The 21,076-nt window shown below is 55.8% G+C and carries 20 protein-coding genes; 10 read left to right on the plus strand and 10 right to left on the minus strand.

Annotated elements, in window-relative coordinates:
- Window positions 1–10: 10 nt before the first annotated feature.
- Both M0R70_10870 and M0R70_10875 read right to left on the minus strand, forming a co-directional pair.
- Complete coding sequence (locus M0R70_10870) at window positions 11–196, minus strand: hypothetical protein (GenBank protein MCK9419868.1); 186 nt, start codon at window positions 194–196, stop codon at window positions 11–13.
- Window positions 171–623: a hypothetical protein gene (locus M0R70_10875; GenBank protein MCK9419869.1), complete on the minus strand. Its 453-nt coding sequence runs from the start codon at window positions 621–623 to the stop codon at window positions 171–173. The genes M0R70_10870 and M0R70_10875 overlap by 26 nt, the downstream gene beginning before the upstream one ends.
- Window positions 624–1,194: 571 nt before the next feature.
- Here M0R70_10875 and M0R70_10880 point away from each other — a divergent pair.
- Complete coding sequence (locus M0R70_10880) at window positions 1,195–2,385, plus strand: ammonium transporter (protein ID MCK9419870.1); 1,191 nt, start codon at window positions 1,195–1,197, stop codon at window positions 2,383–2,385.
- Between the two features lie 56 nt (window positions 2,386–2,441).
- Here the strand turns inward: M0R70_10880 and M0R70_10885 are convergent, their stop codons facing one another.
- Window positions 2,442–3,329, minus strand: coding sequence for a DMT family transporter (locus M0R70_10885; protein MCK9419871.1), 888 nt, complete (start codon window positions 3,327–3,329; stop codon window positions 2,442–2,444).
- Between the two features lie 174 nt (window positions 3,330–3,503).
- Between M0R70_10885 and M0R70_10890 the strand changes: the two genes are divergently transcribed.
- From M0R70_10890 to M0R70_10915, 6 genes are all read left to right on the plus strand, one after another.
- Entirely contained in the window at window positions 3,504–4,619 is a 1,116-nt protein-coding gene (locus tag M0R70_10890) for an ATP-binding protein (GenBank protein MCK9419872.1), read from the plus strand.
- A gap of 52 nt (window positions 4,620–4,671) precedes the next feature.
- The gene (locus M0R70_10895) at window positions 4,672–6,117 is read left to right on the plus strand and encodes a sigma-54 dependent transcriptional regulator (protein MCK9419873.1); all 1,446 of its coding nucleotides are present in this window, start codon (window positions 4,672–4,674) and stop codon (window positions 6,115–6,117) included.
- Window positions 6,118–6,318: 201 nt separating this feature from the next.
- Window positions 6,319–6,930: a trimeric intracellular cation channel family protein gene (locus tag M0R70_10900; GenBank protein ID MCK9419874.1), complete on the plus strand. Its 612-nt coding sequence runs from the start codon at window positions 6,319–6,321 to the stop codon at window positions 6,928–6,930.
- 59 nt (window positions 6,931–6,989) lie between these two features.
- Window positions 6,990–7,196, plus strand: coding sequence for a 4-oxalocrotonate tautomerase family protein (locus tag M0R70_10905; GenBank protein MCK9419875.1), 207 nt, complete (start codon window positions 6,990–6,992; stop codon window positions 7,194–7,196).
- Window positions 7,197–7,211: 15 nt separating this feature from the next.
- Entirely contained in the window at window positions 7,212–8,240 is a 1,029-nt protein-coding gene (gene aroF, locus M0R70_10910; protein ID MCK9419876.1) for a 3-deoxy-7-phosphoheptulonate synthase, read from the plus strand.
- 176 nt (window positions 8,241–8,416) lie between these two features.
- Window positions 8,417–8,695 (plus strand): YkgJ family cysteine cluster protein, encoded by a 279-nt coding sequence (locus M0R70_10915; GenBank protein MCK9419877.1) that lies wholly within the window; start codon window positions 8,417–8,419, stop codon window positions 8,693–8,695.
- Window positions 8,696–8,830: 135 nt separating this feature from the next.
- Here M0R70_10915 and M0R70_10920 read toward each other — a convergent pair whose 3' ends face one another.
- The 7 genes from M0R70_10920 to M0R70_10950 all read right to left on the minus strand — a co-directional run bounded on the left by M0R70_10920 (window position 8,831) and on the right by M0R70_10950 (window position 16,075).
- Window positions 8,831–9,280, minus strand: a complete 450-nt coding sequence (locus tag M0R70_10920; GenBank protein ID MCK9419878.1) for a hypothetical protein — start codon at window positions 9,278–9,280, stop codon at window positions 8,831–8,833.
- Between the two features lie 112 nt (window positions 9,281–9,392).
- Window positions 9,393–10,076, minus strand: a complete 684-nt coding sequence (locus M0R70_10925; GenBank protein MCK9419879.1) for a SurA N-terminal domain-containing protein — start codon at window positions 10,074–10,076, stop codon at window positions 9,393–9,395.
- Entirely contained in the window at window positions 10,073–11,125 is a 1,053-nt protein-coding gene (locus tag M0R70_10930) for a hypothetical protein (protein MCK9419880.1), read from the minus strand. Before M0R70_10930 ends, M0R70_10925 begins: the two co-directional genes overlap by 4 nt.
- A gap of 146 nt (window positions 11,126–11,271) precedes the next feature.
- The gene (gene bamA / locus M0R70_10935; GenBank protein ID MCK9419881.1) at window positions 11,272–14,022 is read right to left on the minus strand and encodes an outer membrane protein assembly factor BamA; all 2,751 of its coding nucleotides are present in this window, start codon (window positions 14,020–14,022) and stop codon (window positions 11,272–11,274) included.
- Between the two features lie 214 nt (window positions 14,023–14,236).
- Window positions 14,237–14,476 carry a putative addiction module antidote protein gene (locus M0R70_10940; protein MCK9419882.1) on the minus strand — a complete coding sequence of 80 codons (240 nt, stop codon included), beginning with the start codon at window positions 14,474–14,476 and terminating at the stop codon, window positions 14,237–14,239.
- Between the two features lie 69 nt (window positions 14,477–14,545).
- Window positions 14,546–14,836, minus strand: coding sequence for a type II toxin-antitoxin system RelE/ParE family toxin (locus M0R70_10945; protein MCK9419883.1), 291 nt, complete (start codon window positions 14,834–14,836; stop codon window positions 14,546–14,548).
- Between the two features lie 651 nt (window positions 14,837–15,487).
- Window positions 15,488–16,075, minus strand: coding sequence for a DUF4337 domain-containing protein (locus tag M0R70_10950; protein MCK9419884.1), 588 nt, complete (start codon window positions 16,073–16,075; stop codon window positions 15,488–15,490).
- A 210-nt stretch (window positions 16,076–16,285) separates the two neighbouring features.
- Between M0R70_10950 and M0R70_10955 the strand changes: the two genes are divergently transcribed.
- From M0R70_10955 to M0R70_10965, 3 genes are all read left to right on the plus strand, one after another.
- Window positions 16,286–16,462, plus strand: a complete 177-nt coding sequence (locus M0R70_10955) for a hypothetical protein (GenBank protein MCK9419885.1) — start codon at window positions 16,286–16,288, stop codon at window positions 16,460–16,462.
- The gene (locus M0R70_10960) at window positions 16,463–19,408 is read left to right on the plus strand and encodes an ATP-binding protein (protein MCK9419886.1); all 2,946 of its coding nucleotides are present in this window, start codon (window positions 16,463–16,465) and stop codon (window positions 19,406–19,408) included.
- Window positions 19,409–19,724: 316 nt separating this feature from the next.
- Complete coding sequence (locus M0R70_10965; GenBank protein ID MCK9419887.1) at window positions 19,725–21,074, plus strand: sigma-54 dependent transcriptional regulator; 1,350 nt, start codon at window positions 19,725–19,727, stop codon at window positions 21,072–21,074.
- Window positions 21,075–21,076 lie beyond the last annotated feature (2 nt).

Below are 21,076 nucleotides of genomic sequence, written 5' to 3' on the forward strand. Positions count from 1 at the left end.
ACCCTCAATGTTAGTGGATGGTATTCTCCTTTTCAAAGACCTTGTGATCGCAGAAAATGCACAAGGTCTCGTTCCCCTCCGACCAGATGCCCAACTCACCGCCGCATTTGGGGCAGGTTGTAATAATATCCGGCACCGCGATGATCTTCACGCCGCTGTTTTTGTCGATTTTATGTTTTGACGAGTTCTCTTTCATTTGCCTTCCTCCATCCTTCCCGCGCGAGACGCTCCATCCGGTTGTTGCTCCAGTTCTTGATCTCCTCAAAATAGCGTTTGCGGTCTGTTTGGGCCAACTTGAACAGCCCGTTGCGCTCCCTGACCGAATCAATGTGGTCAGAAGGCGTTACCCCCCTCCAGGTGCAGTAGCCTTCATCAAAGATGAACTCGGGCGTCACCCTGCGCGCGGGGGCTGTCTTCTGGAGCATGAAACGCGCAACATCCATGTCAAATCCGATGATCCAGCCGTTGTCCGCAAGCATGGTTGATGGATCATACGGGACGCCTGGCGAGCAGGCAGGACAGCTTAGTTTGGTAATCACCTCAAAGGGCAAAACCTCATCGCGAAAGTTAAAGCTTGCCGTTCCTTTACCGCACGAGCAATTGACGCTATGATCTACGCACATTGGGAGCCTCCTTGTGTTTTATTTATGGTGTAGAGCTAATTAATAACGATTATAATATGATAATAATTATATGTCAATAGGTATTTTAGATAAGCTTTGGTTCCCTCTCTTCGCAAGGTATCCATTTAGAGCATAATGCAATGAAACAAAAAAACATATGATGAAAATCATGTCCTCCCGGGAATGTTTATGGCTCCGCATGCCCACAAATTAATCATGTGCCTAAATTAGCATCTTTCTTTCCGGTTTATCAAAAGGCTTCTCAGATTGAAATTGATATTACAATAACAAAATCAACGACCTTACGATACTATCGCCGGATCAAAGAGTGGCATGTCACTTGCTATTAAATAAAGCAAGTGGTTTTGTTATAGGCAATCATACCAAAAGTGTCAGGGAGGATTCAATGGTTGAAGGAAAGTCACCCAGGTTCATTATGGCGGCACTGATCTGCATGATGCTGCTCGTTCCGCTTGCGGCGATGGCACAGGATATTTCACCGGCAGCGACTGCAACGCCCGCCGGGACAAGAATTCTCAAAATAGACTCAGGCGATACCGCATGGGTCCTGATGTCCACGGCCCTGGTCATGCTCATGACGCCCGGGCTGGCCCTTTTCTACGGCGGCATGGTAAGGAGCAAGAACGTTCTGGGAACCATCATGCACAGTTTCATCGCGATCGCGCTGGTGAGTCTCCAATGGATCCTCTTTGGATACTCGCTTTCATTCGGTCCTGATGTAAACGGTTTGATCGGCGATCTGAGCTGGGCCGGGCTCGGCGCTGTCGGCCTGACGCCGAACGCGGATTACGCGCCCACTGTGCCGCATCTCGCTTTCATGATCTATCAGATGATGTTCGCGGTCATCACTCCGGCCCTCATCAGCGGCGCTTTTGCGGAACGGATAAAATTCTCCGCATTTCTTATCTTTACTGCGGTCTGGACCACGATCGTGTACGATCCCGTGGCCCACTGGGTCTGGGGTACCGGTGGATGGTTGAAAAATCTCGGGGTGCTCGACTTTGCCGGCGGCATCGTTGTGCACGCGACATCAGGTTTTTCCGCTCTTGCGGCCGCACTGTATATCGGGAAGAGAAAGGGCTTCCTGCAGGAGCATATGCCGCCTCACGATCTTCCCATGACCGTGCTCGGAGCCGGCATACTCTGGTTCGGGTGGTTCGGGTTCAATGCCGGCAGCGCCCTGTCATCAGGCTCGCTTGCGACCATGGCCTTTGTTACCACCCATACGGCCGCTGTTTCAGGAACGCTCACCTGGACATTCGTCGAGTGGTTCCACCGCGGAAAGCCGACCATGTTCGGCGCGGCCACCGGCGCCATAGCCGGCCTTGCCACGATCACGCCGGCAGCGGGTTTCGTGGGGCCGATGTCCGCTCTTTTCATCGGCATGGCAGCGGGTGTTCTTTGTTATATCGCGCTGAACGCAAAGACCCGGTTCAAATATGACGATTCCCTCGATGCCTTCGGTGTGCATGGTGTTGGGGGTGTACTCGGAACGATCATGGCCGGGGTCTTTGCATCGGTCGCCGTCAATGCAGCAGGCGCAAACGGACTGCTCTTCGGCAATCCAAAACAACTGGCCGTGCAGGCAGGCGCCGTCGCGCTGGTTGCCGGCTATTCATTTGTGGTCAGCACGGGCCTGTTCATGATCATCGACAAGGTGATGGGGTTGAGGGTTGACGCGGAGCAGGAGACCGAAGGTCTCGATATCAGCCAGCACGGGGAGGCAGGGTATACGCGCTAAAATAAGTTAGACGAGGGACGAGAGACGAGGGACGAGAGACGACGGGGAACAAAGCGTCACATGTGATCGTTCTTAGACTGCACGATGTATACGCCGGCGAGAATGGTCATGCCGCCGATGATCTGGAGGAAGGTGATCATCTCTCCCAGAAACAAGGCGGCGAAAAGCACCGCCACAAAGGGCACGATGTAATGATACACGACCGTGCGGGTAACGCCGATCGTCTGTACCCCTTGATACCAGAGGGTAAAGGCGATCCCGCCGGCGACGAAGGTGGAGAATGCGAAGGCCGCCCAGGAACGGATCGACACTGAACTCCAGGACTGATGCAGGAGTTCAGTGCCGCTGATCGGCAGGAGCAGCACGGTTCCTGCGGCCATGCTGTACGCGGTGACCTTGATAGCGGAATATTTTTCAAGAAGCGGCCTGGCCTTTATGGTGTACAGCGCCCAGAACGCGGCTGCGCTGAGGGTGAGCAGGTCACCGGCGAGATCGCGGCGGGAAAAGCTGAGGCCGCCGGGTTTGCTCTGGATGATAAGAAAGACCCCGCCTGCGGACAACAGGAGACCCGCGATGATCCGCGCATTGATGGGCTCCCGTTTTTTCAACGCAAGAATGAGCGCGGCGAAGAGCGGGGAGGAGGAAATGAACAGGGCCGAGTTCGATGCCGTGGTAAAGTTAAGGCCTTCCATGAAGAGAATATTATACAGGGTGATCCCGATGAAGCCGAGCATGAAAACCGCGCTGATATCGCTGCGCTCCATGGCAAATGGTTCCCGGTTTACGAGCATGACGGAGATGAGAAACAGTGAGGCAAGGGAAAACCGCAGGACCGTGAAGCTCAAGGGGGAAAAGTCGGCAAGGGCGTACTTTACGAAGGCGAAGTTCACGCCCCAGATGACCGATACGAGTATGAGCCTGGGATTGAGCATAGGTTCGTTCAATGCGGAATGCCCCCGATTAATACCTTCGAGGGCAGGCTCCATGTGGAGTTCGGAAAGAAAGAGTTGATATACGTTTCATGCAGTAGCAGATATTTAACTACTCCGCACTCCGCATTCATAACTCCGTACTCGACGACACTATACCATGAATTCGCTTGAATACTCAAATATATTGTGCTATCAATAAGCATGGAGTCGCTCTCGCCCCGCATACAAGAACTGACCGCCGATATCCTGACTGGTATTGTTGACGGCGTGATCGTTACTGATGCGTCCAACAGGGTCCTCATCTGGAACCGGGCTGCCGAGGAGATGACCGGTATCGCCGGGGCGGAAACCATCGGGAAGCAGGTGAATGCCGTGCTTTTCGACAACCCGGCAGTGGTGAGCATGATCGAAAAAACGCTCGCATCCGGCAGGTCCTATTCGGATTACGAGGCGGAGATCATGGTAAAGTACGGGCCTCCGCGCCCTGTGGGTCTGGTGACAAGCGTGCTCATGGATAGCGAAGGCATCCCCCTGGGGGTGATCCTGACGGTTCGGGACCAGGCCGGCGTCCGGGACCTCAAGGAGCGGATGCGGAGGTCGGACCGGCTGGCCACGCTCGGGATGATCGCGGCGGGCATCGCCCACGAGGTCAAGAACCCGCTCGTCGGTATTCGGGGCGCGGCCCAGCTCATGAAGTCGGAGCTCCGTTCCGGGTCCAACAAGAGCCTGGACGAATACCTTGAGGTGATCCTGAAGGAAGCGGACCGTCTGAACAATGTGCTTGAAGGGATCCTCGATTTCACGAGGCTCAAGCCCCGCGACATGAAGGGACATAATGTCCACAGCATCCTTGACCGGGTGCTGCGCCTGATCGAGGAGAACGTGAGACAGAACGGTGTTGTCCTCTCCCGGGAGTACGACCCGAGTCTGCCGGACATCACGGGGAACCAGGACCAGCTGGTCCAGGTTTTTTTGAATATAATCAAGAACGCCGTGGAGGCGATGCCGAAGGGCGGGAAGCTCACCATCATGACAAGGATGTCGGACCTGTTCACGACCATGCAGGCCGACGGGAGGAAATACCAGCTCATGGTCGTGAAGGTGAGCGACACCGGTCCCGGCATCAAGCAGCAGCACCTGCAGAATATCTTCACGCCATTTTTCACGACCAAGGACCGGGGCGTGGGACTGGGTCTGGCGCTCTCGTATCAGATCGTGCAGGAACATCTGGGAACGATCCGCGTCGAGAGCCAGGAGAACGAAGGCACGACGTTCAGCGTGTATCTGCCGCTGGCGGGATGATTCGAGTTAGGAGTTTTGAGTTCGGAGTTGGGAGTAAAATCTGGGTGTAATTATGACAAACGAAAAAGTACTCATCGTTGACGACGACGAGAGTGTCCGCTGGGTGCTCAAGAAGGCCCTTGAAAAAGAGGGCGTCGAGACGATCCTGGCAAAGGACGCGACCGAGGGGCTTGAGCGGCTCAAAGAAGGCGATATCGCGATCGTGCTCATGGACATCCGCATGCCCGGGATGAGCGGATTAGATGCCCTCGACAAGATACAAGCCGACGGACGCGGGACCTCGGTCATCATCATGACCGCCCAGGCCACGATGCAGAACGCGATCGAGGCCATGCGGCGCGGCGCCTTCGATTATATCACCAAGCCCTTTGACCTCGACGAGGTGAATATCCTCGTGAAAAAGGCCATTGAGATCAGGCGGCTTTCGCAGGAAGTGACCGCGCTCCGCGCCGAGGTGCGGGAAAAATACGAGGGCGGACTGGTCGGCAATACGGCCTCCATGCAGGAGATCTACAAAACGATCGGCCGCGTTGCGGAAAGCGATGCCACGGTCCTGATCCACGGGGAAAGCGGCACGGGCAAGGAGCTGGTGGCGCGGGCTATCCATTATCACAGCAGGCGCGCGGGCCGGCCTTTTGTGCCCGTGAATTCAGCCGCCATTCCGTCAGAGCTGCTCGAGAGCGAACTGTTCGGGCACGAGAAGGGTGCCTTTACCGGCGCCATCGGCCGCAAGATCGGCAAGTTCGAGGCCGCCGCGGGCGGGACCCTGTTCCTCGATGAGATCGGGGACATGGACCTGCCGCTCCAGGGAAAGCTCCTGCGCGTTCTCCAGGAAAAGGAGATCGAGCGCGTCGGCGGCACGGAACTGATCAAGACCGATGTGCGCGTGCTTGCGGCCACCCACCATAACCTCGAGAAGGCGGTGCGCGACAAGCGGTTCCGGGAGGACCTTTTCTATCGGCTCAACGTGATCCAGATCAACATTCCTCCGCTCAGAAAACGCAAAGAAGACATCCTTCAGCTTGCTGAATATTTCATGGAGAAATATCAGGCGAGCGGGGCCAAGAAAAAGGTTTTGACCCCGGAGACGATCAAGATCCTGCGTGCGTACGACTGGCCGGGCAACGTGCGCGAGCTTGAGAACGCGATCCAGCGGGCCATCACCCTGTCCCAGGGCGACAAGATATTCCCCGACTCGCTGCCTCCTCAGATCTTCAAACCGGGACAGGGCGCCCATCTCTCCTTCGAGAATTTTCTCGAAGAGAAGCTTGCCGATCTCGTGGAACGCATGGGCGGGCTCGAGCGGGGAGACATCTATTCCATGGTGCTCCAGCGCGTGGAGAAACCGCTCATCACGCTGGTGCTCAAGAAGACCGACGGGAACCAGGTGCGGGCCGCGAGCCTCCTGGGCATCAACCGGAACACCCTCAGAAAGAAGATCAAGGAACTGGGGATCAAAGGGCATTTCGACGAGGAAGAACACGAGGAATACCCGTAAGACAAACTGCTGTTCGATGTTACCCGCCATGCTGGTCAGGATGGACCTGCCATCGCGTGCATCCTTCCTGCTTACCACAACGCACGATCTAATTTCCGAGAAATATCACTTGACGTGTCCCATGCTTTTTGCAATACTCACGTTGTAATCCCATACGCAATTTTATTTTATGTTGACCGTACGGTGATCCGTTCCCGCGAAATGAATACACTCATCAAAACAGTCGAAATCCTCGGCATCATCGCCTTTGCCCTTACGGGCATCTATGAAGCCCGGAAAAAGGGGATGGACATCATCGGAGTCTATGCCGTGGCCATGATCACGGCCTTCGGCGGCGGGTCCCTGCGGGACCTGATGCTGAACCGTCACCCGCTGTTCTGGATCGAGCATTATGAATATGCGGTCCTGGTGCTGGTTTTGTCGATCGGGTCCGCGGCGGCGATCGAGAAGCTTTTCAATAGAAAGAAGATCGTCATGGCCGTGCTGGTGCTCGACGCGCTGGGCCTCGGGTTCTTCAGCGCCTCGGGCGCGTCGATCGCTGATACCCTGGGGTGCGCGTCCTTTGTGTCGGTGATGCTCGGCGTTACCACCGGCGTCTTCGGCGGCGTAATGCGCGATATGATCTGCAACGAGGTCCCCCATGTGTTCCAGAGGACGGAGTTGTACGCCACGTGCTCGTTCATCGGGGCATGGTGTTATCTCGCGGTCGCGCATGGTGGGGGAAACGAGATCATGGCGGTCACGGCCTGCATCACGGTGACATTTATCTTGCGGATGTTCGCGATCCGATTTAATATCAGGCTGCCGATATGAAGCACGAGGGACGTAAGGCGAAGGACGAGGGACGATAGACGAGGGACGAGGGGGCTCGCATGCCGTACGTGAATATCCGGATAACAAAAGAGGGGGCCACCGCGGAGCAGAAGGCTCGGCTTATCCAGGGAGTGACGGACATGCTCGTCGAAATCCTCGGCAAGGACCCGCAAACCACCGTGGTGGTCATCGACGAGGTCGAGACCGACAACTGGGGGATCGCCGGCGAGAGCGTAACCGTGCGCAGGAAACGGGGCCGAAAATAAAGAGAGGATGGACCTATGCTGATCGTACTGCATCATTCGGCGACTGCGAGGGATGTCGAACAGATAAAGAAGACCATCACGAAGATGGGGCTCAAACCGGTTGCCATTCCCGGGGCCGAGCGTACGGCCATCGGTGTGATCGGGAACCAGGGATGGGTGGACGATTCACCTCTGCGGGACAACAAGGCGATCCAGGAGATCATTCATGTAACCAAGCCATATAAGCTCGTGAGCCGCGACTTCCATCCAAGGGATTCGGTGGTACGCCTCGGCGGAACGGTCACGGTCGGCGGGAAGTCGCCCTTCCTCATGATCGCAGGGCCCTGCGCGGTCGAGAGCAGGGAGCAACTCATGAAGACAGCGAAGTTCCTCAGGAAGTTGGGAGTTCCGGTACTGCGCGGCGGGGCATACAAGCCGAGGACGAGCCCGCACAGTTTTCAGGGGCTCCGCGAGGGGGGACTGGAACTGCTCGATGAGGTGAGGAAGGAGACGGGCATTCTTGTCATCACCGAGATCGTGAGTCCCGAGCATGTGGAGCGCGTCGCGAAAAAAGTCGACATCCTCCAGATCGGGGCTCGGAACATGCAGAACTTTGATCTTCTGAAAGAGGTCGGCAAAATCAGGAAACCGGTCATTCTGAAACGCGGTCTCTCGGCAACGGTCGAGGAGTGGTTGGGTTCGGCCGAGTACCTTCTGCTCCATGGCAATCCCAACGTGGTCCTGTGCGAGCGCGGTATACGGACATTTGAGACCGCGACAAGAAATACTGCGGACCTTGCCATCATTCCCCTGGTGAAGAAAATGACCCATCTTCCGGTCATCTTCGATCCGAGCCATGCAACCGGCAAGCGGGACCTGGTGCTTCCCACCGCGCTGGCTTCTGTTGTGGTGGGCGCCCATGGGGCCATGGTCGAGATCCATCCTGATCCGGAGCATGCCCTTTCAGACGGTCCGCAGTCGCTTCACTTCAAGGAATTCGAACGTCTGCTCGCTCAGGTCAGGGACCTCACCGTGTTCAAACAACGAAAGCTTTCGGGTATCTGATTATGATCCTCACGTGTGCAGGTGATTAGGCGCTTACGCCTATAGCATCGACAAAAGATTGTCGATGCTTGGATTTTTTATGTTCTCATTAAGTTGTAGGGCAACCCTTCAGGGTTGCGGCCTTTCGGCGTCAGCAAGGCTGAAGCCTTGCCCTACAAAGACATTCAATTCAAAATATGAACAGTATTCACAAAAGAGATCAATTCGTTTGCCGTATCGGGTGCGGCGCCTGCTGTATTGCGCCTTCGCTCTCGTCGCAGATCCCCGGCATGCCGGATGGGAAGCCAGCAGGCGTCCGGTGCGTTCAGCTTTCTCCGGACAATAGCTGCGGGATCTACGATCAGCCTGGCCGGCCCGCGGTTTGCCATACGTACCAGGCATCGGAATCATGCGGAACGAACCGGGAGCATGCGCTGCGGTTCCTGGAAGAGCTTGAATTGATGACGTGTGGCTGATATTATATTACCGGCAGTATAACATGGTGAACGGAGTTGGAGAAAAGGGACATCGCTGAAACGGCGGACCAAAAGTAAGAAAAGCCACCGTCATTTGTCGGTGGCTTTTCTCGTTGCTATCGTTCTTTCCCCTGCTTATGGCTTCGGCTGCTCCGGAGCCGGGGCTTGCGCCGCATCCGGCTGTGGCTCGACAGGCGCTGCTGCCGTCGGCGGCTGGATGATCAGCTGCGGCGCAGGTTCAGACGGCTTGAATCGGGTCGGTGAGAAGTTCGGGTCTATTTCATACGCTTTCTTAAAATTCTCCAGAGACAGTCTTAGGCTTTCACCGTCGCCTTTTCTGCTTTTCATATAGTACGCATACCCGAGGTAATAGAAGGCCTCCGCTTCGGGAGCGATCGCGGCCGATTCATTGAATTCGTTTATGGCCGCATCAAAATCTTTTGCCTTCAAACAGGAAATGCCCTGTTCCCTGTATTTTGACGCTGTTGCGGTGTCGAAGAGCTCGTCCTCCGAAAATGCGGGTACCGCGACGACCATGCTCAACATGACGGTAAGAACAACTATCAGTGATCGGTTATATGCCATTGCCGCCTCCTCTCTTAGTAATTGTACCATAGCATAATCGTTATTGCGCTGTCAACCCATCATGCTGCAAAAAAATACGCGCACCGGCCCGCAGCAAGGCCGATGTTGCCCGTCAGCGAGTGTAAATCCTGAGGTCCGCCTTGCTGCGGAGCTCCGCGACGTACTGGTTTAACTGCTTCTCGATCTTTCGATCGGTCAGAAGCGCAACGATGGTTTTCTGGATATCCTGAAAACGCTTGTCCTTATACTCGGCCGTATGCTCTTCAAAATAACGCTGCGCTTCCTCCCGGCTTACCCGTACGAAGAGCCCGACCTTCTTTCCAACGAATCGTTCGACCAGGAGCCGTTCGCCGAGCATACGGCCAAGCTCCTGCTCGGTCATGTTCTGTTCTGCCAGGAAGTCCGCAAAGTCCTTGTCGGAACTGAATAGCTTCCTGAGCTTGTCATTCTCCGCCTTGATATCATCATCGGAGACCTCAACGAACCGGAGCCTGCGCGCCTCCTGGACGAGCAGCCGCCGGGTGATGAGACCTTCGAGGGTATCCGATTCAAGCGTCTTCCGATCTTCGTGTGTGCCGCCAAGCCGCATATTCAGCGCGACCGCCTGGGCAAGGTCGCTCGCGGTGATCACTTCAGTGTTGACCGCCGCAACGATGCGGTCCACCAACTCCGCCCGGACCGCGGAAGAGAGCATGAGGATGCAAAGGGACAGGCCTATCCCCGCAACCAGGCGACGCGCGCAACCCATGCGGTTTTTCGGAAATTGGATATTGGCGGTGATGCATGGCAGTTTCATGGTTGCCGGTTTTTCTCCGTTGAATCCGTTATGTTGGAGGAGGTGCGATCGTCCACGCTGGTTTCCTTTTTGATCTCCTGCAGACGCTTGGTTATCTCGGCGATCCTGAGCGCGTTGTTCAGGACCGCTTCCAGCCGCGCCGTGAGGTCCTTGTCCTTGTGTTCGTAGCGCTCGATGAGCAGCTCCACGTTGCCGATGATGGTCGTGAGGGGATTGTTGATCTCATGCCGGAGGGCAAGCGCCGTCTTCACGTATTTATCGTGCGACTGCTGCTCTTCCGTGGTTAAGCATTTGAGCTTATCAACGAGCCCGTTCATATGCGCCGCAAGCTGGGCGATGTCGTTCGTTCCCTGCAGCTGCTTCCGGTGATCGGGATTACCCTGGCGGAGCTCACGCGCGCCGTCCAGCAGTCTGCTCAGGGGAACGGAGACGGTGCGGTGAAGAAAGATCGCGAACACGAGCAGAAAGACCGCTGACGTGAGGAGGATCGTGAAAAAAAGAAGGACGAGTCGTGTTTTCATGGATCGAAAATGATCGGATAGTTTGGTTATCTGCGCATCACTTTTCCCCTTACGGTAGACATCGATGTCCTGATGCATTGATGCGGCAAGACCGCTGGTCTCGATCGCAAGATTACGTGCCGATACGCGGTCCCTGCCGACGGGGTCCTTCAGAGAAAAAAGCCTGTCCGCGGTTTTCTCCAATGAGATGAAAGAAGCCTGGAGAAGACGGGAGAGTCTCCGGTCTCCGGGGTCGACGGCCTGCGCGTTAAAGGCATCAAGCATGCGATGAACAGCGGCTCGCGACACATCATTCGCTTCGCGGAATTTATTGTTCCTGCTCGCGGTGAATTCATGAGTATTTGCGGACATGACCTCGAGCTCTTGTGCCATCGCCTCGACCTGCCCTATTTTCAAGGAAGCCTGCTCGGTCCCGGCAGTGAAGGCGGAAAATGCACTGATCGCGTTCCGCAGGGAGAGGCCCACGATGATCATGATCAGGACCAGGCCGAAACCTGCCAGGGCTGTGATCTTTTTGTGTGTTTTCATGGATTGTCCGTGGTTCCTTTGCGAGCAGGAGAACGTCTCTTCTCTCCGTATTACGACGGAATAATACCACAATGGACGGCACGAAGTACAGAGTACAAAGTAGAGTATACAGAATACAGACAAAACATCGTACGGTAACTGTTTTATCAGAACGTATTGCCGATATTGAAATGGAGCTCTCCCGGACTTTCCCCGGGAAGCCGGTGTATCTTCTGTCCGTAATCGACCCTGAGGGGGCCGACCGGTGTGCCGTACCGGAGCCCCATGCCGAAGGAGGACCGAATGTCTTTTCCATTGATCTCCTGGCCCGGCCACACATTGCCGGCGTCGGTAAACACTACAACGCCGAATCCCTCTCCGGGGTTCACCCGGAGTTCCAGGTTCAGCACCACCATGCTTGATCCTCCCTGCGGGATTAAATCGCCGTTCACATCCAGGACGCTCGGACCGATCGCATCCTGCCGAAAGCCGCGCACCGTGGTACTGCCGCCGACATAAAACCGCTCGTGAAGCGGGACTTCGACCGTGTCGCGAAAGGGCCAGGCCATACCCGCGCGCGCTGATAACGCGAGCACCGAGGTGTCGATCGGCAGGAACCAGCTGCCCTGAACGGTAAGTTTCGAGAAGTCCGCTTCGGACCACAGTTCCCGGAGCGCCTCCTTCAGGACAATGCCGTAGAGCGCCCCCCTTCTCGGATTGAACACATCATCGCGCAGGTCCCAGATCAGGGCCGGGCTCAGGCTGCTCACGAGCACGCGGCCGCTGTCCTCAGGGGTCAACTGTGCCTCGGGCTTCACGCTGTAGTTGACGACGTTCTCGAACTGGTACGTCAGGGACGGTTTCAGTTTTTTGTAGGTCTTTTCAACGCCGAAGGAGGCCACGGTCTTGCGCGTTTTATAATAGACCTCGCGGGTGTCGGAGTTCAGCTTCTCGGAATCCGACCACAGGAGGCTGAACTTGTTCTCGAGTTTACGGCCCAGGAACCAGGGCTGCTGAAAATTAAAGATCGCGCGCTTGAGAATATCGCTTTGCTCGAACCGAAGGCTCGTGTACCGTGCCGTGCCCCAGAGGTTCCGATGCGAGACCTCCACAAAACCCCGGAGCCGGTCCAGGTCGCCGTAACCCACGCCGAATTCCACGGCGCCCGCGGGCCTTTCTTCGACCGTGAACAGCATGTCTATACGGTATTCTTTTTCGCCGGGATGAACGGGGTCGAACCTCGCCACCCGGAAATAGCCGAAGTGGTAGATCCGCTGCTGGCTCGTGAGGATGGTCCCGTAATCGTAGGGGTCTCCCGGCTTCACCAGCAGCTCGCGCATGATCACCTCATCCTTCGTCCGAATGTTCCCTCGCAGAATGATCTTGCCGATCGAGACCGGCAGGTCCTCGGTAATCCGGTAGCGGACGTCCACAGTCCCGTCATGAGGGCTTTTTTCCACGTCCACCCTGGCATAGAGGTAGGCCTTGTTTGCGTACAGCATCAGTAACCGGTACTTATCTTCGTCCATGAGCCGTTCGTTGAAGGGAGCCCCCTGTTTCAGAAATGTCGCTTTCTGAAGCTCCGCCTCGGTGAAAGCGGTGTTCCCGTCGAAGGAAACACTGCCCGTCCTCGTCTGCGGTCCTTCGATGATCTCGATACTCACCTCTGCCGCATTTTTGTCGCCGCTCCTGACGGTTTTTTGATCCACGGCTGCGGACAAATAACCGTCAGCAAGGTACCGATCGCGGAGGTGTTCGACGTCCTCGTCCAGGAGATCTTCCCGAAAGGGCGGTGAGGTGAACCAGCCGGGCTCCCGCAAGGCCATTTGTTTTTTGATCTCTTTGGCGGTAAATGCGGTATTTCCGCGGATCGCGATTTCCTGCACCATCACGCGCGGCCCTTCCTGTACCGTGAATTCGAGGTCGAGCCGCCCCGGCTGTTCGGTCTTTTTAACGTCTATCGACACATCGGCATATCCCTTTTCCCGGTACAGGGCCTTTATCTTATCCATGCTGCTGTCGACAACGGAATCCGAGACGTCATGTTCCGTCCAGATCAGGAGGGTTTTCCTGAGCTTGTTGGAGCTGAACTTGCGGTTGCCGGTGAAGCGAGCCGTGACGAGCGGTCCCTCGTTCACCTGGATATGCACAAAGGCTTCGTTGTCCCGGAACCTGATGTCGACAGGACCGGTTTTTGCCGCAGGATATCCCTTGGCGGTATATTTATTGAGGATCGCTTCCATGTCCGAGTCCAGGAGGGCATCCCGCCGCAGGCGCGATCCTTTTTCGCTTTTCATGACCTTGAGGAGGTCCTTGTCGGTGAACACGGCATTGCCGAAAAAGGTGATCTCCGCTATACGCGTCGGCCGTGACTCCCGGATATCGACATGAAGGGCAACGCGATGCGGTTCTTTGAGGGACGTGATGCGGAGAGCCACGACTGCTTCATAAAATCCCTCCGCCTGGTAGAGGGCGAGGAGGTTTGACCTGAGAGCGGAAAGCTTCTCATCGCGCGGTTCTTTCCCTTCGATACCGGCGAGCGCATCCAGGATCGTGCCGGTGGAGAGCGCACGGTTGCCGTGGATGACGATCTTATCCACGATCGCTATCGACGTCACGATATATTCGAGCCGCACGCCGTTATTGTCGGGGAAGGCCTCTACCCGGATATCCTTGAAGATCCCTTTCAGATAGAGCGTCGCTATCCCTTCGCGGACCGCGGGAACGGCGAGACGGTCCCCGGGTTTTACCATGATGAGCGGCAGCACCTGTCCGGGATCGGGCCAGGGTTCGCCGAGGTCGTCCTTGATATCGATTCGGGTTATCGTCAGCCCCGAATAGGGGAAAGGTGATGGATACGCAGGAGAGATGAGCAGCAGGACGAAGGCGCATCCTGCCAACCAGTGCAGTGATTTCATGAGGGATTTTTAGCACAACAGGGTAAAAATGTAAAGAAAGAACCGATGAACGGCGAAACAGCCTTTAACTAAGGATGAACCCGGCATATCATAAGGGTTGCGCAATGAGAATTCACCCTTTTAGCGATTCACGAGGCCCTGTGATGGTCTTGTAACACGCGTCACGCGCCGCTCTTTGGCGCGTCGCTGTGGATGCGCTGGTTGGTCCGCAGAATCAGCCGTGAGACGCCGCGGCATGCAACTTCAAACCAAGCGCATCCATGACCTTGAGGATGGTATCGAAACCGGGACTACGGTCGCCGGAGAGTGCTTTATAAAGACTTTCACGTGACAGGCCGGCGTCACGCGCGACCTGCGCCATGCCCTTTGCACGGGCGATGTCGCCCAGCGCCTTTGCAATGAACGCAGCATCGCCGTTGGCTTCCTCAAAACATGCTTCAAGATAAGCCGCCATTTCCTCCGGGGTACGGAGATGCTCGGTAACATCGTAGCGAGTTGTTTTGGTCTTGCTCATGATTGCCTCCTATAGGTTGCGTGCGAGGCGCAACGCCGTCTTGATGTCGGTGGTCTGTGAACGCTTGTCTCCACCGGCCAGTAAAATTACTAAGGTGCGCCCGCGCATCGTGAAATACACCCGGTAACCGGAGCCATAGTCGATTCGTAATTCCGAAACGCCCTTACCAACCGGTTTTACATCACCCGGGTTCCCGGCGGCCAAGCGTTCGACACGAGCCAAAACGCGCGCGCGTGCATGGATGTCGCGCAGGCCATCAAGCCATTGGGCGTATGTGTCGGTTTTGCGGATTTCGTACATATCTATATTGTATCCGGGTGGCTACACGTTGTCAACGATTTTAATGTTATAGGCAAATGCGGGATTATTAATTAACAAACGGACTTTGCTTCGAGCCTATTGAGGCGTTGTTGGATGGTGATGAAGTATGTTTGTCAGAAACAAAGCAATAATACAGAGAAATACTAAAATGTATGCGATTGAGTAAAACCGTAGAAAGTTACAGAGCCGCGTCGTGCTCGGATCATTTAATGCAAGATACTCCCGCTTCCAAAGAAAACGAGTAACTGCGAATCCGTTTTGAATCGAATTATTCATAATTAACGTTGGACGCCCTAGAATTGACCAAGTTTCGGGGTGTTTAGTTTTCAGCCTTTATAAAAAGAAATAATTCAGGACAAAACCCACTACAACGGCAACGATCAAAATTGAGAAAAGAAAAGGTTCCATGGCAATCTCCTAAAATTCAACGCGCGCGTCACGCACCGCAGGGCGCGTTGTTGTGGACGCGCATGTTAAAACCTTAGAAACCTCGTTCAAGAAAATTGACTTGCGATTTATCGACGAGCAACCAACCTTTTGGCATTTTGTTTTTGTAAACGGTTCTGATCCACCATTCGACAACAGGTTGTTTTTTGAGTCCATCAAATTTCGGAACAGTCTTATTGCCGCTTAATGAAAAAACGGGAACTTAACGATCAGGAAAAGGCCGTTCAGCATAAAGAGCGCGCCGAGGGCCGCGCTGCCGATCGCAATATTCAAAAGCTGACGCGAGACGGCAAGGGTCGAAATTACTGTCAGGATGAGTGATATCATAAAAAAGACCCCGGCGGTGTTGAAGGAACGGCCTTTGGCGAGGTTCTTGTCCCGTTTTGCTATAAGACGCTTGATCTCCTCTTCGCTCTTCTTCTTTTCCTCCCGATATCTGGCCTCATCGACCTTTATATCTTTCAGCATGAATTGATACAGTTTCCTGATGTTGGACTTCATGGACGGGCCCCGGTCAAGGAGATCGGCTTCCATGCGACGTCCGTTCATTTTGGAGAGCTGTTCTTGTACGGATGTTAATTGGGAAACCGCCGACTGGTCGGACAGTTGCTGCTGGGAGAGCATTGTCTCCCTGGTGGCGATAGTGCCGCCGAGTGAGGTGACGGCGAGCAGCACGGCAAAGATTGCCGTGGTCAACACAATCCGCCTGGTGAAAATCTTTGCGCCCAATGCTTCGAGTTCTTCGGGATTGGAACGTTCTGATCCGGCCATGGTTTGTTTCCTCCTCGCGTTTCTGGATGTTCTCTGCGGCCATGCATGACAGGATCGTGACGCGCAGTTTTCCAACCTTATCAGATATGCATAACAAAATCAAGGTTGTTGACAGCCGGTATGGTCGTCGATGCCTTTTTCCCGTATGGAATTTGCCGATAATTTGTGATAGTATATGCACTGCCGATCAGGGGGAAGGAACGTGAATGTATGAAACGTGATATCTGGGTCTTTTTGTTCGGTCTTGGGGTTTTGCTCTTTGGCGGGCCCTTTCTCACGATCTTCCGTGACAGTCTGACCTACTACCTCTTCATCATCTGGCTCATTTTCATCGGACTCATTTTCCTGGCGTCTAATTATTCAAAACGGGACAACGGAGGAGGTTAAGTGTTCTCGCCCTGGATACTGCTCACGATCATTCTCGGCTACCTTCTGCTCCTCTTTTCCGTGGCCTATTTTGCGGAGCGGAAGGAACAGCAGGGGAAGAGCATTGTCTCGAACCCCTACATCTATTCGCTTTCCCTTGCCGTGTACTGCACCTCCTGGACCTTTTACGGCAGCGTGGGCAGGGCGGCGAATTCGGGTTTGAGCTTTCTCACGACCTACATCGGCCCCACGCTCATGGCCGCGCTCTGGTGGATCGTGCTCAGGAAGATCGTGTACCTTTCCAAGGAAAACCGGATCACCACGATCTCCGACTTCATTTCATCGCGCTACGGCAAGTCCATCGGCCTCTCGGTCCTGGTCACGATCGTGGCGGTGGTCGGCATCACCCCCTATCTCGGTCTTCAGCTCAAGGCCATCATGACGACCTTCTCCCTGCTCTCGGGCAGGCCCGAAGGCAGCCACTTTGCGGGCTGGTTCATCTCCCTGCTCCTCGGCGTGTTTGCCGTGATCTTCGGCGCGCGAAGGCTCGATGCCAGTGAGCGCCACGGCGGTCTGGTATTTGCGGTGGCTTTCGAATCGGCGATCAAGCTGGTGGCCTTCATGAGCGTCGGATTTTTTGTGACGTACGGGATGTTCAACGGTTTCGGGGATATTTTCGGGAAGATCGCAAACACGCAGTATGCTTCACTGATGAAGATCGGCGAGGGATCGCCGGTCAGTTTCCTTGAATGGACCTCCCTCACGTTCCTGTCCATGATGGCCATCATGTTCCTGCCGCGCCAGTTCCACGTGGCCGTTGTGGAAAATTTCTCGGCAGACCACATCAAGAAGGCCATGTGGCTCTTTCCCCTGTACCTGTTCCTGATAAACATTTTTGTTCTGCCCATCGCCTACGGCGGGCTGCTGCTCGGGGACATCCCCTCCACCGCGGACTATTTTGTGCTGAGCATCCCCCTGCACAACGGCCAACCGCTTCTGGCGCTCTTTGTGTTCATCGGCGGGTTCTCGGCGGCCACGGCCATGATCATTGTGGAGTCGGTGGCGCTGTCCACGATGGTCATGAACAGTTTCGTCATGCCCACGTTCTGGAATCTGCGGGCGTTCAAGAACTTCTCTGTGGTGATGCTGAACATCAAGCGGGTCGTCATTCTGGGATGCGTGTTCCTCGGCTATATCTTCGCCGTCTACATCGGCGAATACTACAGCCTCGTGGACATCGGGCTTAAATCCTTTGAGGCGGTCACGATCTTTGCCCCGTCGATCCTGCTCGGACTTTACTGGAAGGGCGGCAACAAGAAGGGCGCCATCGCCGGGATCATCGCGGGCTTCAGTGTCTGGATATACACACTGCTCATCCCGGCGCTCATGCGCGCCGGGATCATCGAACCGGGCGGCGTCATGGGGGCGATCTTCAGTTCAAAGCTCCTGAACCCTACGGCGCTTTTCGGCCTCGAAGGTCTCGACCGCTGGAGCCACTCACTGTTCTGGGGCCTTCTGCTGAATCTCCTCTTCTTCGTGGGAGTATCGATCTTTACCCGGCAGTCCGATGACGAGACCCGCCAGGCCATCATCTTCGTGGACTCCTTTTCCCCGCTCCAGTTCTCGCAGGCCCACCGGCCTGCTGATATTGCAAAGATTGAGGACATTCTGGGACAGTACATCGGCAAGCACGAGGCGCGCGAGGCGGTGGACGGGTTTTTAAAAAAGAACCGCATAGTTCGAAAATCGATATCAAACGAGTGGCTCCTGAAACTCAGGGAAGAGGCCGAACGCATCCTGTCAGGCGCCCTCGGGCCGTCCATCAGCACCCTGGTGTTCCAGGACCAGATGGTACTGACCCATGATGACGCGCTTCGCGTCTCGGACTCCATCCAGCAGATATCCCGAAGCCTGCGGCTGTCGCGGCAGGAGCTTGCCGAGGCGAACCGCCAGCTTGCCGTGCTCAAGGAGTTCAGCGAGAACATCATCGAGAGCCTGCCGCTCGGCGTGGCGACCCTCGACGAGTCGCTGAGCGTGACCTACTGGAACAGCGGCATGGCGATGATCACGGGCGTGGGGAAGTCCGACGCATTGAACGAACAGGCCAAGGACCTGCTGAAGTGTCTGGAGCCGCGGCTGTTCGACCCTGACGTGCACGAGGGCGAAGTTACGTGCAGGCGGAGCTTCGATCCCCAGATCATCCTGAAGGGTTACCTCAGCAGGCTCACGGGCGCGCAGAAGGGATATGTTCTCGTGCTTGAGGACATCACCGAGAAGAAGAAGATCGAAGAAGAGCTATTCCGCGCGACCAAGCATGCAAGTGTGGGCAGGCTCGCCGCGGGTGTGGCCCACGAGGTAGGCAACCCGCTCGCGTCCATCTCGTCCCTGGTGCAGGAGCTGTTGACCGAGGACCTGTCGACCTTTGAGAAGGACTCTCTCGGCACCATCAATCAGCACGTGCACCGGATCGCGCGGATCGTGCGGAACCTCGGCGATTTTGCCCGGCTTTACCCGCGCGAGAAAATGCCGACGAGCCTTCGGGACATCCTTGAGAACACGCTGAACCTCGTTCGATACGATAAGAACTTCCGGAAGGTCGTGATCCGCACGGAGGTGCAGGACACCCCGCTGCTCAAGATCGACCCCGACCAGATCCAGCAGGTGTTTCTGAACCTGATCCTGAACGCGCGTGACGCCATGCCCGACGGCGGGGACCTCGATATCTCGATCAAGCAGTCGGACGGCGTGGTTGAGGTGCGCTTTGCCGACACGGGACACGGCATCGATGCGGACGTGAGGGACACGGTCTTTGATCCCTTCTTCAGCACCAAGGGGCCGACGAAGGGCACGGGTCTGGGGCTCAGCATCTGCTACAGCATCATCAAGGACCACGGCGGCACGATCGAGATCGATTCAAAAAAGGACAAGGGAACGCAGTTTATCATTAAGATACCGATTGAAAAATGAAGAATGCAAAATGAAGAATGCAAAATGCAAAACCGAAAAGAAATAATAATTCTCTGTACGTTGAGTCTCTTGCAAAAGTCCCCATTCCGTCATTCCCGCAGTGATTCTGAGCGGGAATCTGGTTCTTACTGTTTGAAAAACCATATCCCCGATTGAGGCCCCCCGATTAAAACATTCGAGGGCAAGATTCGGGGCCTGCCCCCGCATGAATCAAGCGGGGGATGACAAACAGTTTCGCAAGAGAATCCGTAGGCTGTCATTAGCGTTCATTTTGCACTTTGCATTTTGACTTTTGAATTATTCTGAAAGAGGTTTCATGTCGAGGAACATATTGATCGTAGAGGACGAAGAGACGCTGCGGGAGTCCATCAAGCGCATCTTTGTCAAGGAAGGGTACACGGTGGACGGCGCGGAGTCGGCGGAGAAAGGCCTTTCCCTGCTTGAAACGGTCGTATACGACGTTATTTTGACGGACATCATCCTGCCGGGCATGGACGGGATCGAGATGCTCACCCGGGTGCGGGAACAGGACCCGGACCAGATCATCATCGTCGTCACCGCCTATGCGTCGCTCGACACGTCGATCAAGGCGCTGCGCGCGGGCGCGTACGACTACATCATGAAGCCGATCATCCACGAGGAGATCAAGCAGGTCGTCCGGAACGCCCTCCGGCAGAAGAGCCTCCAGGCCGAGAACGTGCTGCTCAAGCGTGAGATCGGGAAGGATTACGACTTCAGCAGCATCATCGGCGAGAGCCCCGCGCTCAAGACCATCCTCGACGAGGTCCGGAAGGTCACGGACACCAAGAGCAACGTACTGCTGCTCGGCGAGACCGGCACGGGCAAGGAGCTCTTTGCCCGGGTGATCCACCACAACAGCTCGCGCCGCGACATGCCCTTTGTTCCGATCAACTGCTCCGCGATCCCCGAGAACCTGCTCGAGACCGAGCTGTTCGGCCATGTGCGCGGCGCGTTTACCGGGGCGGTGTCCGCCAAGAAAGGCATCCTCGAAGAAGCCGAGGGCGGCACCGTGTTCCTCGACGAGATCGGCGACATGAGCCTCCTGCTCCAGGCCAAACTGCTCCGGGTCATCGAGGACCAGGTGATCCGTCCCGTGGGCAGCACCAAGGGCAGCAAGGTGGACATCCGGTTCATCACGGCGACGAACAAGGACCTGAAGGCGGCGGTAAAGCAGAACGCGTTCCGCGAAGACCTCTATTACCGGATCAATGTCATCTCGCTCCAGATCCCGCCGCTCCGGGAACGGAAGGAAGACATCAAAGCGCTCGTGAAGCACTATCTGGAGAAATACTCGCACGAGATGGGGAGAACGGTCAAGGAGCTCGCGCCCGAGTCCCTGGAGTTTCTGATGAACTACGAGTGGGCGGGGAACGTCCGGGAGCTCCAGAACGTGATCGAGCGCGCCATACTGGTTTCCGACGGCAACGTCATCACACCCGAACATCTGCCCGTGGGGCTCACGGCGACGGCGTCGTTCGAGGCGCAGGTATTTGATAAAAAGCTGTCCATCGAGGAATATACCAAGGCCTTCATCCAGAGATACCAGGGCCAGTTCAACGAACAGCAGCTTGCGGACATGCTCTGGATCACCCGGAAATCGCTCTGGGAAAAGAGAAAGAAGTGGGGGATGCCGAGGGAGCGGTAGGG

This window comes from Nitrospirota bacterium (assembly GCA_023229435.1).
Taxonomy (GTDB): domain Bacteria; phylum Nitrospirota; class UBA9217; order UBA9217; family UBA9217; genus JALNZF01.

What these genes read in the sequence shown, in the direction of transcription:
- M0R70_10955 (MCK9419885.1), top strand. Translation starts at nt 16,286, where the DNA reads ATGAAACGTGATATCTGGGTCTTTTTGTTCGGTCTTGGGGTTTTGCTC.
- M0R70_10940 (MCK9419882.1), bottom strand. Translation starts at nt 14,476, where the DNA reads ATGGCGGCTTATCTTGAAGCATGTTTTGAGGAAGCCAACGGCGATGCT.
- M0R70_10965 (MCK9419887.1), top strand. Translation starts at nt 19,725, where the DNA reads ATGTCGAGGAACATATTGATCGTAGAGGACGAAGAGACGCTGCGGGAG.
- M0R70_10895 (MCK9419873.1), top strand. Translation starts at nt 4,672, where the DNA reads ATGACAAACGAAAAAGTACTCATCGTTGACGACGACGAGAGTGTCCGC.
- M0R70_10915 (MCK9419877.1), top strand. Translation starts at nt 8,417, where the DNA reads ATGAACAGTATTCACAAAAGAGATCAATTCGTTTGCCGTATCGGGTGC.
- M0R70_10925 (MCK9419879.1), bottom strand. Translation starts at nt 10,076, where the DNA reads ATGAAACTGCCATGCATCACCGCCAATATCCAATTTCCGAAAAACCGC.
- M0R70_10880 (MCK9419870.1), top strand. Translation starts at nt 1,195, where the DNA reads ATGTCCACGGCCCTGGTCATGCTCATGACGCCCGGGCTGGCCCTTTTC.
- bamA (MCK9419881.1), bottom strand. Translation starts at nt 14,022, where the DNA reads ATGAAATCACTGCACTGGTTGGCAGGATGCGCCTTCGTCCTGCTGCTC.
- M0R70_10950 (MCK9419884.1), bottom strand. Translation starts at nt 16,075, where the DNA reads ATGGCCGGATCAGAACGTTCCAATCCCGAAGAACTCGAAGCATTGGGC.
- M0R70_10875 (MCK9419869.1), bottom strand. Translation starts at nt 623, where the DNA reads ATGTGCGTAGATCATAGCGTCAATTGCTCGTGCGGTAAAGGAACGGCA.
- M0R70_10905 (MCK9419875.1), top strand. Translation starts at nt 6,990, where the DNA reads ATGCCGTACGTGAATATCCGGATAACAAAAGAGGGGGCCACCGCGGAG.
- M0R70_10930 (MCK9419880.1), bottom strand. Translation starts at nt 11,125, where the DNA reads ATGAAAACACACAAAAAGATCACAGCCCTGGCAGGTTTCGGCCTGGTC.
- M0R70_10870 (MCK9419868.1), bottom strand. Translation starts at nt 196, where the DNA reads ATGAAAGAGAACTCGTCAAAACATAAAATCGACAAAAACAGCGGCGTG.
- M0R70_10920 (MCK9419878.1), bottom strand. Translation starts at nt 9,280, where the DNA reads ATGGCATATAACCGATCACTGATAGTTGTTCTTACCGTCATGTTGAGC.
- aroF (MCK9419876.1), top strand. Translation starts at nt 7,212, where the DNA reads ATGCTGATCGTACTGCATCATTCGGCGACTGCGAGGGATGTCGAACAG.
- M0R70_10900 (MCK9419874.1), top strand. Translation starts at nt 6,319, where the DNA reads ATGAATACACTCATCAAAACAGTCGAAATCCTCGGCATCATCGCCTTT.
- M0R70_10945 (MCK9419883.1), bottom strand. Translation starts at nt 14,836, where the DNA reads ATGTACGAAATCCGCAAAACCGACACATACGCCCAATGGCTTGATGGC.